Source organism: Coriobacteriaceae bacterium (assembly GCA_025757745.1).
Classification (GTDB): Bacteria; Actinomycetota; Coriobacteriia; order Coriobacteriales; family Coriobacteriaceae; genus Collinsella.
Genome location: CP107217.1, coordinates 887,093 through 902,812 on the forward strand (window position 1 = coordinate 887,093; position 15,720 = coordinate 902,812).

At 54.5% G+C, this 15,720-nt stretch carries 12 protein-coding genes; 10 read left to right on the forward strand and 2 right to left on the reverse strand.

Features of this window, described 5'->3' with window-relative positions; all coding sequences use genetic code 11:
* Positions 1-107 precede the first annotated feature (107 nt).
* On the forward strand, positions 108-1,235 hold the full coding sequence (locus OGM60_03720) for a hypothetical protein (GenBank protein ID UYI99909.1): 1,128 nt from the start codon (positions 108-110) through the stop codon (positions 1,233-1,235).
* A complete protein-coding gene (locus OGM60_03725; protein ID UYI99910.1) occupies positions 1,213-1,614 on the forward strand; it encodes a hypothetical protein in 402 nt (133 codons plus the stop codon). Before OGM60_03720 ends, OGM60_03725 begins: the two co-directional genes overlap by 23 nt.
* A 45-nt stretch (positions 1,615-1,659) precedes the next feature.
* Here the strand turns inward: OGM60_03725 and OGM60_03730 are convergent, their stop codons facing one another.
* Both OGM60_03730 and OGM60_03735 read right to left on the reverse strand, forming a co-directional pair.
* On the reverse strand, positions 1,660-2,967 hold the full coding sequence (locus OGM60_03730) for a hypothetical protein (protein UYI99911.1): 1,308 nt from the start codon (positions 2,965-2,967) through the stop codon (positions 1,660-1,662).
* 138 nt (positions 2,968-3,105) lie between these two features.
* Positions 3,106-4,050, reverse strand: a complete 945-nt coding sequence (locus OGM60_03735; protein UYI99912.1) for a hypothetical protein — start codon at positions 4,048-4,050, stop codon at positions 3,106-3,108.
* Between the two features lie 434 nt (positions 4,051-4,484).
* Between OGM60_03735 and OGM60_03740 the strand changes: the two genes are divergently transcribed.
* The 8 genes from OGM60_03740 to OGM60_03775 all read left to right on the forward strand — a co-directional run bounded on the left by OGM60_03740 (position 4,485) and on the right by OGM60_03775 (position 15,640).
* Complete coding sequence (locus OGM60_03740; protein UYI99913.1) at positions 4,485-5,702, forward strand: IS3 family transposase; 1,218 nt, start codon at positions 4,485-4,487, stop codon at positions 5,700-5,702.
* Positions 5,703-5,845: 143 nt separating this feature from the next.
* Positions 5,846-6,127, forward strand: a complete 282-nt coding sequence (locus tag OGM60_03745) for a DUF2087 domain-containing protein (protein ID UYI99914.1) — start codon at positions 5,846-5,848, stop codon at positions 6,125-6,127.
* Complete coding sequence (locus tag OGM60_03750) at positions 6,105-7,289, forward strand: MFS transporter (GenBank protein UYI99915.1); 1,185 nt, start codon at positions 6,105-6,107, stop codon at positions 7,287-7,289. The genes OGM60_03745 and OGM60_03750 overlap by 23 nt, the downstream gene beginning before the upstream one ends.
* Before the next feature lie 442 nt (positions 7,290-7,731).
* A complete protein-coding gene (locus tag OGM60_03755) occupies positions 7,732-9,618 on the forward strand; it encodes a B12-binding domain-containing radical SAM protein (GenBank protein UYI99916.1) in 1,887 nt (628 codons plus the stop codon).
* 312 nt (positions 9,619-9,930) lie between these two features.
* The gene (locus tag OGM60_03760) at positions 9,931-11,931 is read left to right on the forward strand and encodes an NAD(+) synthase (GenBank protein UYI99917.1); all 2,001 of its coding nucleotides are present in this window, start codon (positions 9,931-9,933) and stop codon (positions 11,929-11,931) included.
* Positions 11,932-12,049: 118 nt separating this feature from the next.
* Positions 12,050-13,213 (forward strand): aminotransferase class I/II-fold pyridoxal phosphate-dependent enzyme, encoded by a 1,164-nt coding sequence (locus OGM60_03765; GenBank protein UYI99918.1) that lies wholly within the window; start codon positions 12,050-12,052, stop codon positions 13,211-13,213.
* A 201-nt stretch (positions 13,214-13,414) separates the two neighbouring features.
* Positions 13,415-14,365, forward strand: a complete 951-nt coding sequence (locus tag OGM60_03770; protein UYI99919.1) for an L-lactate dehydrogenase — start codon at positions 13,415-13,417, stop codon at positions 14,363-14,365.
* A gap of 114 nt (positions 14,366-14,479) precedes the next feature.
* Positions 14,480-15,640: a DUF2974 domain-containing protein gene (locus OGM60_03775; GenBank protein ID UYI99920.1), complete on the forward strand. Its 1,161-nt coding sequence runs from the start codon at positions 14,480-14,482 to the stop codon at positions 15,638-15,640.
* The last annotated feature ends 80 nt before the right edge of the window (positions 15,641-15,720 follow it).

The window sequence follows — 15,720 nt, forward strand, 5'->3', positions numbered from 1 at the left end:
CAAGGACATAAGCAAATCGAATTGAAATATAACCAGTGCTGTAACGTTACAAAAAAGGTTATAGAATAGGAGTATCTTATAAGTCGCTTCTCTAGAAAGAAGAACATATGCTTTCGCGTCGTCGTTTTCTGCAACTTGTCGCGTCTTCAATTGTCGCCTTAGCTGCACGTCCGAAAGAGGTTTTTGCCTCGACGGACAATATTGATGGTGAGCAGATACAATTTACTTCTGAAATTGCGCAAGAGCTTGCCGATAAATATATAAAGGGACTCCTCGGCTCTTCGTATACGCCTTCTGACCCTATTCCTTTTGTAGATGTTGATGGGTCCCCGCTTGGTTACATTGTTCCGGTTGTGACATCCAATAGAGCCGCGGGTTATTTGGTTTTAGATGCTTCAGATGATGAAATACTTACGGGATATCGTTTTGGAGACGGCTTAGTCAGCCCTATGGATCGGGGAGGAGATCTTGGTGTCGAGTCTTATTCTTTCAATAACCCAGTCGTAATGATCAATCCATTCGAATTTGGCGTGCAATCTTTGGATGGTTCAATAACAACAAATTGCGGAAGAACAATCCCGGCTGTTTCCATAGAAGGACGGCCTGTCGTTTTATCGAATAAACCTTCAAGCTGGAACGATGTTGTAATTTACGCAACTCAAATGCAGGATTACACAGTATCTGGATTTCGTTCCATTTCTCAGTTTATGTCATATGATGAAAGCGAGATTAAGAGGCTTACCGCCCACTATGCTTGTATGGTGACAGCTTTTTCGAACGTTGCGGAACTGTATGGCATTGCCAATTTATATAGCGACCCTTCGCAATATATGCAGATATGGAATTACACCAATACCCATGCTCTTTCCGATGAAGAACAGACTGTTCCCGGTGTTGTTTTGGGCGGAACGCCGATTTCAACCTGTGCAACGGGGTTTACAAATTACTGCGCAAGCAGAGGGAGTACTCTTATCGCCCGCACTGTCTCCTCCCCGGCTATCGCGAACATTCAAAATGAGATTAACTCTAATAGACCGAATGTTTTACATGCGAGTTTGTACAACGGATCAGCCCATTCTGTAACAGCAGAGGCTTACGCCACACTTACTGGTAAGAAAACTGGAGAGACAAGGCAGATGATTGGCATAGCGGACGGCTGGAATTCATCCTTATCCTTCCTGAAGTATGATCAGAGTTATTATGCGTGGACTTATGGAACGACTTTTTCGAAGTAGGACGATTCGTTTAGTCCTGTCTTTGGTGTTGATGCCTTTATTGGTGAGCTGTTCAACAAAAGAAGAGATGCCGCGCGGAGATTCCGGAGAAATGTCTGTGACAAACTCAGATTCATTGGAAATAGCTGGTGGGCATGCCGATGTGATATTGCAAGGTAAAGGCACGCTTAGGTCGATTGATGCTGAAGACGCTGTCTGCTCAATAGAGGAATTAAAGACAGGTGAAACTGCATCGTACCGTGTTTCAGATAATGCTGCGAATATGATTGAGTCGATACCGATTGGAGCACAAGTTTCTTTTAGATATTTTGCTCCGCAACTTGAGGAGGAGCTTGCTTCTCTGGTGTCTATATATGCTGATGACAGCCAAAAGATCTGATTTCAAACGGCCCTGGATGGTCAAATGGCTATCCAGGGCCGTTTGTCACTCGGCCGGGGCGTTGACTTTGTCGATGGCCCAGGTGGCTCCGAGACCGCCGGTGGTGTTGCGGCGGATGCGCACGGTAACCTCGCGGCGCTCGCCGGCCTGCGTGTAGCGCAGTGGGAAGCTTGCGCGGTTTCGCGCGGCCTCGATGGTACCGCGCTCGCGGGCGATCCAGTAGTACTCGCCGACGATGCCGAGCGTGTCGGCGCCGTAGGGGAGATAGGTCGACAGCTGGTGCAGAAGCGGGCCGGGACAGAAGACCTCGGTTGCGAAATCGACGGGGAAGTCCTCGGGGATGGCGGGCGCTGCGGGCGCGGGGGCCGGTACTACAGCGGGGGCCGGAGCCGCTGCAGGCACGGGAATCTGGTCATAGACGGGTGCGGATGTGGACTCGATGACTGGTGTAGGCTCAGGCACCGGTTCCGGCTTAACTGCGGAATCTGTCGGTTCCACGGAGACGGATGTGTCTTCAGTCTCGGTTTTGGCATCGGCTTGCGGAGCGTCCTCTGCCTCGACAGACGGCTTTGCCTCGATGGGCGTGGATGCCATGGTGGTGATGCCGGCGTTGGCGTTCTCGGGGTCATAGACGACCGTGAGCGAGATGGCGGGCTGCGGCGTCTCGGGCTCCGGCGCCGACTCGGTAGCGCCTTGATCGGCGGGCTCGTCGGACTGGTCGTCCTCGGCGTTGTCGCCAAAGACATCGCTGTTTTGGAACGCAGACGTCTCGGGTTGGTTGGCGGCTTCTTCGGTTGTCGACTTGGGGGCCTCGTTGAGCTCCGCAGCGGCTTCCTGCTCTGACATGACTTCGGGATCGGTCATGGCGGCGATTTCGGTTTTGGCTTCTGCTGTTACCTCAATAGCGACTTCGATCTCTGTCTCGGGCTCGGGTTCCGGAGCGACTTCGGCCACGGGCTCGGGCTCGGCGCGCTTAACGTGCTTGGGGCGCACAGCCTTCAGGTCCTTCTCACCGCGCTTTTTCTTTTTGTAGGACTGCTTGGCTCCCTTGGCTGCCTTGGGCTTGTCCTCGCCCTTGGCAAGGGCGGCATCCCAGGCATCGTTGGCGATGACGGTGGCATACAGACGACCGCCCTTAAAGACGGTCAGCTTAATGCAGTCGTCAAGCTCCTCGAGCAACTCGCGCGTGGACTCAAAGCCCAGGTCGTAGGCCGTCATATCGCCCGCGGCGAGTGCCTCCTCGACCTGCGTCATAAACGTTTGCTTGCCGCATCCAATCGCATCGCGTAGCAGGCGATACAGATAGATGTGGTTGCCCAGCGAAAGCGTGGGCTTAACTATTGTCTTGCTCATGGCAAATCTCCTCTTTACACACCAAAGCATCTTACCATCGCGCAGGGCTTGCCACCTCGGCGCCCAAAGCAAACGGGCGCGACCGTTGCCGGTTCGCGCCCGTTATGCAGGTCGGTTATCTGTGAGAGACGATCGTGCTTAGTTGCCCGATGTCGTGCCTTGGCTCGAGCTGTCGGATGCCGTGCCGGATGCGGTTCCGCTCGAGCTGTTGGTGTTACTGTTGTCGGTTGAGCCCGTGCTCGATGCATTGCCGCTCGTCTGGTCACCCGTGCTCGGCTGAGAGCCGTCGGTCGTTTGGCTGGAGTCGGTCGTTCCGGATTGTGTGCCGCCGCTGTTCGACGAGGAATCGGTGCCTTGCGACTGATCAGGGGTGGTCGAGGAAGAATCGGTGGGTGCGGAGTTTGCCTGTGAGTCGTTCTGCTGGCTTTGCGATTGGCCGGCGCTGTCCGCGTCTTGCTCGGTCGTGCGCGAGGAAAGAAATGGCTCGGGGCGCTCACCCAGACCCTCTCCAGCGGTGGTGATAAGGATGGCGCCGGCGCAGGCGATGACCGCGACGATGGCGATGGCGATCGAGAAGACGATGACCTTCTTTTGCGTCTGGCTGCGCTCTGCCGCTGCCTTGGCGCGCAGGCTGCTGGGGGCGACGCGCGCCGTGGCCGCGCGACCTGCAACCTGACGCATCTCCTGCGTGGTCGCAGCTCCGCCCAGGTGCTCGTCGGCGTTAAGCTCAACGGGCTCGTAAGCGCCGACGGGATAGTCGACGGCGGCGTGTGTGCCTTTGATGACCTCGGCACTGGCAGAGATAAAGTGGCGGTAGACCTGCGAGGACACAACGGTGATGACTGAGCTCACGGCGGCGCCGATCACCGAGCCGGCAATGCCGATCTTGGAAGCAAGCGCGACGCTCGTGGCAGCAGCTGCGGCGCCGGCGATGATCTGGGGAATGGAGATATCGTCGAACAGGCCCTTTTTGGGCGCGATAGCCATGGTCTGGCCGATGGAATGGTTCTCGTGCATGCCGTTGTTGAGCGATGCCGGCGTCATGACGCGCGTGCGCGGCGCGTCGGTGTACTTGGTTGTCATACGGGGTCCTCCCGGTGTAAATCTGCTTCGTTTCGTGTAGCCATCAGGGTACCCACCAGATGTGAATCGTACGTGACATTTAACAGATACCATCAACTCATCAAGGGGGCCTGTTGTCTTTGGTGCAATAGCTTGATGCTAAACTGGATTTATGATTGCGAGGTGATTTACGTGATGTACCCGTATATGACATTCGAAGATGGTACCGAGGTCATTCATTCTGACCTGATTACAGATGGCGATATCGAAAAGGTTATCGTGCATTTTGAACGACCGACGGCAGAGGGCTTCGACTCCGCTCGTTGTGAGTTGCCTTCCTGTTCGTGGACTGACTGGGAAGGGCATTTTACTCAGAGTGAAAAACGAGCTTTCGAAGAGTGTTGGGGGTGCGGACAGAAAGTTGGACCGCGGGACGGTCCGGACTGGAGGTTCGCATGTACAGCAGGGAGAAGGTCGAGCTCTTCCTCCTGGCCACGGAGGACGGCATGGGGCCCACTGCCGCCGCGGAGTTCGCGGGGGTCACGGTGAGCGCGGCCAAGAAGTGGGCGACGGGGCACCTCCCGCGCAGCTACACCGGCGGGGGCTGTAGAATCGTGGCGAGGGAACCGCCACGGAAGGAGGCCAGCTTGGGCCCCGACAAGTCGATCTACGCCCCGCCGGCGACCGGCCCGCTCGCCGGGCTCAACGAGGACCAGATAGAGAACCTGCTGCTCAGGGCGGTGTTGGCCGACCTAAAAGCGGAAGGGTGGGACCCGGCTTCGATCTCGAACAGGAGCAAGTGCGAGCTCGGCGAGAGATTGAGGCGGGCGACCGCCCTGCCCCTCCGCTCGATCACAGGTTTCTTGAGGATATCGAAGAGCTCCTATGAGTACTGGAGGCCCCGCGTCGCCGCGCCGCGCGACCGCGACGCCGACATACGCGACCGCGTGGTGCGCATCTTCCGCGAGGGCTCGGGGTGCTGGGGGTACCGCACCGTCTGGGCGCGCCTGCGCCGCGAGGGCGTCCGCGCCAGCGAGAAGCGCGTGGCCCGCGTGATGCGCGAGGAGGGCCTCGAGGTCGTCTACAACAAGAGGCGCGCCCGGGGCTACAGCTCCTACGCCGGCGAGGTCTCCAAGGCGCCGGAGAACCTCGTGAACAGGAATTTCCACGCCGACGAGCCCAACCGGCTGTGGCTCACCGACATCACCGAGTTCAGGCTCCCGGGCGGCGAGAAGGTCTACCTGAGCCCGGTCATCGACTGCTTCGACGGGATGCCCGTCGCCTGGTCGATCGGGCTGCACCCCGACAAGCGCCTCGCGAACTCGAGCCTGCTCAAGGCCTGCGCGGCGAGGCCGGCGGGCGCGCGCACGACGATCCACTCGGACCGGGGCGGCCACTACCGCTGGCCGGAGTGGATCGGGATCTGCGAGGAGAACGGCCTGGTCAGGAGCATGTCCGCGAAGGGATGCAGCCCGGACAACTCGGCCTGCGAGGGCTTCTTCGGGCGCCTCAAGAACGAGTTCTTCCGCTACAGGGACTGGGAGGGCGTGACGGCCGAGGAGTTCATGGGGAGGCTCGAGGCCTACCTCGTGTACTATCGGGACGGGCGCATCAAGAAGTCCCTCGAGTGGCTGAGCCCGATGGAGTACCGCAGGAAGCTTGGATACGCCTAGGCGCGGTCCAAGAAATCGTCCGCAGCCCCGTTTGAGCAAATAATTTAGATTAGTTCGAGTTTAGTTCGAATAAAGAAGCCGAATGCGATGACCTAAAGCGTATGCATTTTTAGTATTAGATGCGTATGAAATGGAGGATGTGAATGGATGAGCTAATAGACTTTAAAAAACGATTTCTCAAGAATGGCGAGCTGGTTTCAATTCCAAAAAAGGAAAGCTATAAAAGAATCATGCTGCTATGGGCCGTCTCTTTCTTTGAATTAAATACAAGTTATACGGAGCTTCAGGTTAATCGTGTGCTGTCACAGCTCTATCCTGATTATGCCGTGTTGAGGCGGTACTTGGTTGATTATGGATTCCTATTAAGGGATGAACGAGGCCTGAAATACGAGGTTAATCGTGATGTTCACGGTATTGAGAGCTAGCCGTCCGGTTCGGGTCCTATATATTGCTAGAGGGATAAGCGAAATAGGCAATTGGTGTGCGAATATTGCTTTGCCAATGCTGATTTACGAGGTAACTCACGATGTTTCTGCAACTGCTTTGATGGTCTGCTGCAGATTTGCCCCCTCTCTGTTTTCAGTTGCGCTCGCGCAGCTGCCTCAGAAGATGGGTATCGGGACACTGCAGGCCATGAGATTGGCAGACTTAATTCGCGCGGGATTATTCGTTTGCTATATTTTTGTTGATAGTAAATGGAGTATGTTTGCTATTACGTGCGCGGTATCGCTTTGCCGAACGGTAGAAATGCCCTGCTTTTACTCGTTGTTAAGAGCCAATACGAATAGTATCAATCGCGACGTAATTAATAATTCGTTTGGGTTCCTGCAGAATTTGATGATGGTTCTGGGGCCAGTTGCCGGCGGTTTTGTTGTCGCTCAATTTGGGGCGGAGGCTGTTCTTGCATTAGACGCGCTTTCTTTTGCCGCGTCGTTCTGGTTGCTGCGAGATGTTCCGTCGGTTATCGAGGTTAATGATAAAGAGGGAATAAGCAAAAATGAAAAAAACAGGACTGCATTTAGTGATCTTAGCGCGAAGCACTTGGCAATTGGTTTCCTATTAATCGATATTTCTAGTGGCGTGGCATTCGGCTCTCTGAATTCTCTTTTGCCAGCTATAGCGCAATTGCAATTTGACTCGTCATCGATACAATATGGATTCCTTCAGAGTAGTCTTACAATCGGACTGTTGTTCGGAAATACAATATACGGTCGTTTAATCAGTGGTTCCGATTGCGTTAAATCATATTGTTTTGTGACGTATCTTGCGCTCGGTGCGTATCTGGCGTTTGGCTATCGCTATGCGTCTGGGATATCGTTTATTTTCCTTTTTATCGTCGGTGCCGGAAACGCCATTCAAGATGTGCTTCTCATAACATCGCTGCAGGATTTGGCGAGAGACGGATCTGAATCGATAAGCCTGTTTTCAATTAGGGAGTCTTTGCAATCGGTTGCTGTTGTTATTTCAACACTTCTTGTTTCGCTGTTCACGAGCATCGCGATGTTCTCAATTCTCGTTACAGGACTTGGTGTATTTTCAATTATGATGGTAGTTGTGTTTCAATTGAATTATTTGCGAAAGATGTGACGTTGATATGCCTAAAACGCTTTTAGTATTTCCCCCAGGATGGAGTCCAGTGGGGCCGTATCTTGCCTTGCCTGTTTTGAAGTCATATCTTCAAGAGGTTGAACAATACAAAGTTGACATTGTTGACTTAAACGTGGAATTTTACGATGACCTCCTATCTTTTAGACATGTCGAAGAGTGCTGTAAAAGGTATCGGGAATCAAAGGATTCGTTTAGTTCGAATGTTCAATTAACAATCGAGTTGATACAAAAGTCGGCACTTAATGTTGACGAGGCAAAAGATATTTTCAGATCGAAGAGATAGTGTAATCTAAAAGAAAGACAATATGCTGAAAACATTTTTAGAAATGCACTCTATATCATAAATCACGTCTCATATGGAGTTAAATACACGTTCAACTCCATAGATCTGCCCTATGATTATTATTCGACACCAGAAATAATGAAATCGCTTGCGGATACCTTGCATAATCCGTTTATTTCCTTCTATGAAACTGCCTTTCTTAAGCGTATTCAGAGGGAAAAAATCGAGTTTATTGGGATTTCGGTGAGCGGCTGTTTCCAATTGATTTCTGCAGTTACGTTAGCGAAACTGATTAAAGAAGAATGTCCATCTGTTAAACACGTCTCATTGGGCGGCAATTACATTACTCGTTTAGCAGATGACTGCATGAAAGAATGGCATCCCTTTTTTGAATACATTGATTCGATAATGATGTATGACGGCGAAGAGCCGCTTGCACGTCTTCTTGAGGCTCTTGACTCTGGTGATGACAATCTCGACTGTGTTCCAAACCTTTGCCATGCTAAAGGTGGAAAGATATATAAAAACCATCGGATTGAGCAAACATTTATCAACGATACAGTTCCCGATTTCGATGGCTTCGCCCTTTCTAAATACTTCATGCCTGAGCTAATACTGCCGGTTTATTCCTCTAGGCAGTGTTTTAATCATTGCGCCTTCTGCACCATTCCCGGTGCTACCGGTGGTTGTTACCGAAAGATGCCTATATCGAGAGTATTTGAAATAATGTGTCGGTTAAATGAAAAATACGGCACGAGAGTTTTCTCTTTTGTGGATGAAACATTCGAAGGCAAAAGAATGGAGCAACTCGCGGATGAAATAAACGCATCGGGAAAAACGTTTTTCTGGCATGGAGAAACGAGGTTCTCTCCAACCCTAAGTACAGACGTTTTTAACAAGATATACCAAAGTGGATGTAGGCAGATTCAGTTTGGCCTCGAGTCATACAACCAAAGAGTTCTTGATCTAATGAAGAAGAACACGAGAGTTGATTGGATTGATCGCAATATCCATGATTGTCTCAATGCGGGTATTCCTGTTCATCTATTTTTTATGATTGGCTTTCCGACCGAAACTAAAGAAGAGGCTCTGAACACCTTAGCTTATACAGAGAATGTTTTGAATTATTCAAAACAGGTATGTGGTGTTCCATATTCCACGAGAGGATTTACGAATTTTGGTCTCGTTATGGGGTCGGATGTTTGGAATCATCCCGATAAGTATGGTGTCTCTGTAATGCCGAAGTCCCAATATGAGGATTTGCGCCTCGAAGTGGATTATGTTTCAGGCACTGGTTTAACTTTAAATGAAGCAAAATCCTTATCTGATGAGCATCATATTGATTTTTATATGCAAGAGGTCATAAACGGTAGCGACACAATTGACTTGCCCCAGCGGCTTCATATTTCAGAGGTGACCTGGATCCTAGATTCTATTCACGCTGTCAGGTATAAGGGACATTTGACCAAAGTAAAGCGACGGCTAACTAGTCTAAATCCAGCTGATCGAATCTGGCTGGATTCCAAGACCTCTGTCGTGCTCGTTGAGCCATTTGCCTACTTCTATAATTCTGAATACCATCATGTCTATGCTGTTTCCCAGTTGGTATACCTTAAGTTGGCCCGTTTATTGGAGGCCGATTGTAGCATTTCTCTTATTCTTGATCAGGGCGACCTCGAGCTGACAAGGGCGATAGAAGAACTGTTGCATTATGGATTGCTGAATACAAATATCGATGCCGATTATGTAATGCACGATAATGGTTTTCAATTGGTTAAAAGTTCGTTTGTTAAAGAAGTCGGACGCTCAAAAGAGGGGTTAAGAGTACTGCTGAGTTGTGCCACCCATAGAATGTGTGCGGTTAATGATTATTCGTTCGCTTTGCTTTCGTTGTTTGAAAAGCCGATTACTAAGAACGAGGTGCGCGACATTTTGAAAAAAGAGGGACTATCGGCAAACGAGGAGCAATTAAACAAGTTGGTTGATAATTGCATGAAAGCAGATATACTACAATTGATTAGATAGAGGAGGTTTCTGCATGGACGTTATTAACAAAGATCTCTTGGAGCAACTGAAAGAGTCTCAGGAAGAGGGCGTCGTGGTAGAAGTGTTCGACTTTGAGGACTACATAGATAAATTCTGCCATTAGTTTCGGAATTTACTTGCCTCGCTTAAAGGAGAAGTCGATTATCGATTTCTCCTTTTTTAATTAAAGATATTATTGGAATACATGCTCTTAGCACAGGTTGGCGTCTCAGTAAACTGGGAGGTTGCTTTGGCTAGTTAGAGATATGTGAACGTCCGTTAGACTGAATCTCAGGGTAGAAGGGGCCTCCAGTGTCCAGATCAACAAGGCAATGCTGCGTTTCGGCTAATAAGAACGACGGCTTTTTGCGTGTGGCGGCGGCCTCGCCCAAGATTCGCGTTGCCGATGTCGAGGGCAATGCCGAGGTTGCGTTGGCGGCTGTTCGCGAGGCTACCGAGCGCGGCGTTCGCGCGCTGGTGCTGCCCGAGCTTAACCTGACCGGCTATACCGCGGCTGACCTGTTCCATAACCGCACACTGCTGCATGCCTGCGAGGCGGCACTTGTGCACATCCTCGATGAAACCCGTGAGTTGCCGGTCGTCTTTACCATCGGTCTTCCCGTTGCAGTTGCCGAGAATATCTACAACTGCGCCGCCGTGTGCTGCGCGGGCGAGCTTTTGGGCCTCACGGCCAAGAAGTATCTGCCCAACTATGGCGAGTTCTATGAGCGCCGTTGGTTTGCTCCAGCGCCTGCGGATCCCGTGTGGGTTGAATTTGCCGGTCAGGGTCCGGTTCCGCTGGGTTCGGGGCTTGTCTACCGCTGCTGTGATGAAGGTGCCGAGGATATGGTGCTGGGCGTTGAGGTCTGTGAAGACCTGTGGGTGCCGGCGCCCCCTTCGACCGAGATGGCGCTTGCCGGTGCGACGGTGATTCTCAACCCGTCGGCCTCGGATGAGATTATCGGTAAGGCAGACTACCGCCGCAGCCTTATCTCCAATCAGAGTGCGCGCCTGTACTGCGCCTATGCCTATGCGGACGCGAGTGAGGGCGAGTCCACGACCGATATGGTCTTTGCGGGTGAGAACCTCGTCTACGAAAACGGCTCCAAGCTCGCCGCGACCAAGCTGCTTACCTGCGACATGGCCATCGCCGACGTCGATCTTGACCGCCTGGTTGCCGAGCGCCGTCGCTCGACGACGTGGACACGCGCGGACGATGCGCTGGAGGCCACGACCGTTGAGTTTTCGTTTGAGGGCGTGCTGGCCAAAGAGCCTGTTCTGCGCGATGCCTGCGATATCGACCGCGTTTTCCCTCGCGCGCCTTTTGTGCCGGCCGACCACGGTGATCTGGCCGAGCGCTGCGAGACTATTCTCAATCTGCAGACTGCTGGCCTCAAGACTCGCCTTGCCCATACGGGCACCAAGGCGGCCGTCATCGGCCTTTCGGGCGGCCTCGATTCCACGCTGGCGCTCCTCGTGACCGTGCGTGCGTTCGACGCCTTGGGCCTGCCGCGCACCGGTATCACGGCCGTGTCCATGCCCGGCTTTGGCACGACGCACCGCACCAAGTCCAATGCCGAGTCGCTCGCTCACGACCTAGGCGCGAGCTTTCGCGAAGTCTCGATCCATGCAGCCGTGGAGCAGCATTTTAAGGACATCGAGCACGATCCGACCGTCCAGGACGTGACCTACGAGAACAGCCAGGCCCGCGAGCGTACGCAGATTCTGATGGACCTGGCCAATCAGGCCGGCGGTTTTGTCATCGGCACGGGCGACCTGTCGGAGCTGGCGCTCGGCTGGGCTACCTACAACGGCGACCACATGAGCATGTACGCCGTCAACGCGAGCGTGCCCAAGACGCTTGTGCGCCATCTGGTGCGCTATGCCGCTGATGTTTTTGGCGGGCGTATTGCCGAGGTCTTGCTCGATATCCTCGATACGCCGGTGTCCCCCGAGCTTCTGCCGCCCACGGGCGACGGCGAGATTGCGCAGAAGACTGAGGATTTGGTGGGCCCGTACGAGCTGCACGACTACTTCCTCTACTACCTGCTGCGTTTTGGCTTTGAGCCGGGCAAGATCTACCGCATGGCGCTCAAGAGCTTCGAGGGCGCCTACGACGTCAAGACTGTCCACACGTGGTTGCGTACGTTCTACCGTCGCTTCTTTGCCCAGCAGTTTAAGCGCAGCTGCCTGCCCGATGGTCCCAAGGTGGGCTCGGTGACGCTCAGCCCGCGCGGTGATTGGCGTATGCCGAGTGACGCCAGCTCGCATCTGTGGCTTGCGCAGATCGACGCGCTCGATGCAGTTGACTAAGGTTGGCTAAATTGAACCAATGCGGGGGTTGCAAGCGTTACACTTTTGCAATCTGATGGCCCGTATCGCGCGGCGCTCTTGTCGGAGCGCCGCGTTTTTCATATCGAAAGGTGGCACCATGCAGGCATCGCAGCGTCTCGACCGCTTTGGCGCGGAGGTCTTCGCCTCGCTCAACAACAAACTGCTTGCGCTGAAGGCTCAGGGCAAGACCATTTACAACATGAGCGTGGGCACGCCCGACTTTAAGCCGTACGACCACGTGGTCGAGGCGCTCACGCAAGCGGCCCAGGACCCCGAGATGTGGAAGTATGCCCTGCGCGACCTGCCCGAACTCAAGCAAGCCGTGTGCGATTACTACGAGCGTCGCTTTGGCGTTTCGGGCATTACGCCGTCTATGGTGCAGTCGTGCAACGGCACGCAGGAGGGCGTTGGCCATTTGGGCCTTGCCCTGCTCGATCCGGGTGACACCATTCTGGTTCCCGATCCGTGCTACCCGGTCTTTGAGGCAGGTGCCAAGATCGCCGATGCCAAGCTCGAGTACTATCCGCTGGTGGCGGAGCACAATTACCTGCCCTATGTGGCGGGTATCGATCCCGAGGTGGCCGATCGTGCCAAGTACATGATTGTGTCGCTGCCCACCAACCCGGTGGGCTCGGTGGGCACGCCCGAGGTCTACGAGGAGATCATCGCTTTCGCCCGCGAGCACGACCTGCTCATCGTTCACGACAACGCATACTCCGACATCGTGTTCGACGGCGAGCCGGGCGGCAGCTTCTTGCAGTATCCCGGCGCGCTCGAGGTGGGCGTTGAGTTCTTCTCGCTCTCCAAGTCGTTTAACGTCACCGGTGCGCGTATCGGCTTTTTGGTCGGTCGCGAGGATGTGGTCTCGGCCTTTGCCAAGCTGCGCGGCCAGATCGACTTTGGTATGTTCTTCCCGATCCAGAAGGCTGCTATCGCCTGCCTGAACGGTCCGCGCGATGAGGTCGAGGCGCAGCGTCTGAAGTACCAGGAGCGCCGCGATGCCCTGTGCGACGGTCTTGAGGGCCTGGGCTGGGAGCGTCCCAACGCGCATGGCTCTATGTTTGTGTGGGCCAAGCTTCCCGGTGGTCGCACCGATTCCATGGCGTTTTGCGAGGAGCTCATGGAGAAGGCCGGCGTTGTGGTGACGCCGGGCGCGAGCTTTGGTCCTTCGGGCGAGGGGCACGTGCGCATGGCGCTGGTCTTGCCGCCCGACCAGATTGCTTTGGCTGTCGAGGCCATTCGCGAGGCGGGCCTGTATTAGAAAGGTATTTCGGCTCGTCAATAGCTCGAAACCGATTTCGTGCAGTTATTTTACGATTTCTGCAAACAATTTCGGTAAACGGTCGATTTTTGGCTGCGAATAGGAGCATAATCAAAGTCCCGATTGGATGTATTGGGATTACGGCAAGCCGCTCGGGTCGTTCCCGGGCGGCTTGCTTGTGGAGAGAGATGGGAGTTTCTAATGGTTAACGAGAAGAAGGTCGCTATTGTCGGCTGCGGTTTCGTTGGTTCGTCTTCGGCGTTCGCGCTGATGCAGAGTGGTCTGTTCTCCGAGATGGTCCTCATCGACGTGGACAAGAACCGCGCCGAGGGTGAGGCCCTGGATATCGCGCACGGCATGACGTTTGCCGAGCCGATGAAGATCTACGCCGGCGATTATTCCGATGTCGCCGACGCCGCCATGATCGTCGTCACCGCTGGCGCTGCCCAGAAGCCCGGTGAGACCCGTCTGGACCTGGTCAACAAGAACGTCAACATCTTTAAGTCCATCATTCCCGAAATTAAGAAGTCTGGCTTCGACGGCATTCTGCTCATTGTCTCCAACCCGGTCGATGTTCTGACCTATGCCGCCATCAAGATGTCCGGCCTGCCCGAGGGCCATGTCATCGGCTCCGGCACCGTGCTCGACACTGGCCGTCTGCAGCAGATGCTTGGTGCCCACGTCGAGGTTGACCCGCGCGATGTCCAGGCCTATGTCATGGGTGAGCACGGCGACTCTGAGTTTGTCGCTTGGTCCAGCGCCCAGGTTGCCGGCGTGCCGCTGAACACTTTCTGCGAGCTTCACGGTCATCTGGAGCATGAGGCTGCCGAGAAGCGCATCGCCGAGGACGTCAAGAACTCCGCCTACACCATCATCGAGAAGAAGCACGCCACCTACTATGGCGTCGCCATGGCCGTCAAGCGCATCTGCACCGCCGTCATGCGCGATGAGCAGACCGTTCTGCCCGTCTCCTCGCTCATGGTGGGCGAGTATGGCCTGTCCGATCTTGCCATCTCCATGCCGACGGTCGTTGGCCGCGACGGCGTCGTCTGTCGCGTCCCCGTGCCGCTGAACGATGACGAGCAGCATGAGCTCACCGCCTCCGCCAAGGCCCTCAAGGACATTATCGACAGCGTCGACTTCTCCTGCTAAATCAAGCTCGTTGGAGCGAAAAGCTACAATGAAGGCGTCCGAGTCCACACGGCCCGGGCGCCTTTTTGGTGCAAAGTAACCTGACCCCAATGCACCATAGTTGATGGGAGCGCCATGTCGGATTCGCCTAATTTTTTGACATATGCCCAGACGGTGTTTGATCCGTTTGAGGAGCGGTCGTTCTGCGCGGTGGATAGCCTGGTCTTTGCGTGGTTGTCCTATTTGCGTTTGCCGGGTGATATGGCGGAGCTGACGAACTGGCAGGGCCTAGACGTACGCGAACTGCTGCGTGCCGAGTGCTACCGGGACATGATTGACGACTTGTGGGATCCAGAGGGGAGCAGGGCCTTGTTGGAGGCCGTGGCAGCAAACCCTCGTTACCGTGGCGTGCACGTTTGCGGCTATCGTGCCGTGAGCGATGTGGTAGCGACAGAGCAGTTTGCAGCCATGGCGTTCCGGTTTCCGGCGGGGTTTAGTTATCTTTCCTTCCGGGGGACCGACAGCACGATTGTGGGCTGGAAAGAGGACTTTAACATGGCGTTCCGGTGTCCTGTGCCGGCCCAGGAATCCGCGGTACGTTATGTGGACGAGGCGGCGGATGCGATTGGCGGGCCGCTTTTGTGCGGAGGTCATTCCAAGGGTGGAAACCTTGCGGTGTACGGTGCGGCGATGTGCTCCGATGTCGCCCGCGAGCGAATCGAACGGGCGTATTCCCATGATGGTCCGGGCTTCGTCGAGGAGTTTCTGAGCGGCAACGCCTTCGCCGACCTATCCGGTCGAATCGACAAGACGCTACCTCGGTCGTCGATCTTTGGCATGATGTTCGAGACACAGGAGGACTATGCCATCGTTGAGAGCACCGAGTTCAGCCTGCTGCAGCACAATCCCTTTAGCTGGGTGGTTGATGGTCGCGACTTCGTGTACTGTGAGCGCCTGTCCGCCGGTGCTCGATACGTTGATGGCTCCATTCGCGAGATGCTGCTTGCAGTTTCGCCTAGCGAGCGCGAGCGTTTTGTAGATGCGTTGTTCTCCGTGTTTGAGGCTACGGGTGCTGAGCGGTTTGCGGATATCGCTGGGAATCTGCGCGAGAGCCTGCCCGTGATGCTCCAGGCTGCGCAAGGGTTTGACAAGGATACGCGACGCTTTGTCTCGCAGACCATCGTGGCAATTCTTAAGTGTGCGCTGCTGCCCAAACGTCCCGAGTTCAGCGTGCCTTCTAGTGGTAAGAGCCTGGCAGAACAGCTCGAGGTATGGCAGTCCGAGCTCCTGCGCTAGCCATTGGTGCAAAGCAACCTGTCCCCGATGCACCAATCTTCGATGCGCCTGGGGCGGGCTCGACCGCTATACTGGTTCGT

What these genes read in the sequence shown, in the direction of transcription:
- OGM60_03750 (UYI99915.1), top strand. Translation starts at nt 6,105, where the DNA reads ATGTTCACGGTATTGAGAGCTAGCCGTCCGGTTCGGGTCCTATATATT.
- OGM60_03720 (UYI99909.1), top strand. Translation starts at nt 108, where the DNA reads ATGCTTTCGCGTCGTCGTTTTCTGCAACTTGTCGCGTCTTCAATTGTC.
- OGM60_03745 (UYI99914.1), top strand. Translation starts at nt 5,846, where the DNA reads ATGGATGAGCTAATAGACTTTAAAAAACGATTTCTCAAGAATGGCGAG.
- OGM60_03765 (UYI99918.1), top strand. Translation starts at nt 12,050, where the DNA reads ATGCAGGCATCGCAGCGTCTCGACCGCTTTGGCGCGGAGGTCTTCGCC.
- OGM60_03755 (UYI99916.1), top strand. Translation starts at nt 7,732, where the DNA reads ATGAAATCGCTTGCGGATACCTTGCATAATCCGTTTATTTCCTTCTAT.
- OGM60_03735 (UYI99912.1), bottom strand. Translation starts at nt 4,050, where the DNA reads ATGACAACCAAGTACACCGACGCGCCGCGCACGCGCGTCATGACGCCG.
- OGM60_03730 (UYI99911.1), bottom strand. Translation starts at nt 2,967, where the DNA reads ATGAGCAAGACAATAGTTAAGCCCACGCTTTCGCTGGGCAACCACATC.
- OGM60_03775 (UYI99920.1), top strand. Translation starts at nt 14,480, where the DNA reads ATGTCGGATTCGCCTAATTTTTTGACATATGCCCAGACGGTGTTTGAT.
- OGM60_03725 (UYI99910.1), top strand. Translation starts at nt 1,213, where the DNA reads ATGGAACGACTTTTTCGAAGTAGGACGATTCGTTTAGTCCTGTCTTTG.
- OGM60_03770 (UYI99919.1), top strand. Translation starts at nt 13,415, where the DNA reads ATGGTTAACGAGAAGAAGGTCGCTATTGTCGGCTGCGGTTTCGTTGGT.
- OGM60_03740 (UYI99913.1), top strand. Translation starts at nt 4,485, where the DNA reads ATGTACAGCAGGGAGAAGGTCGAGCTCTTCCTCCTGGCCACGGAGGAC.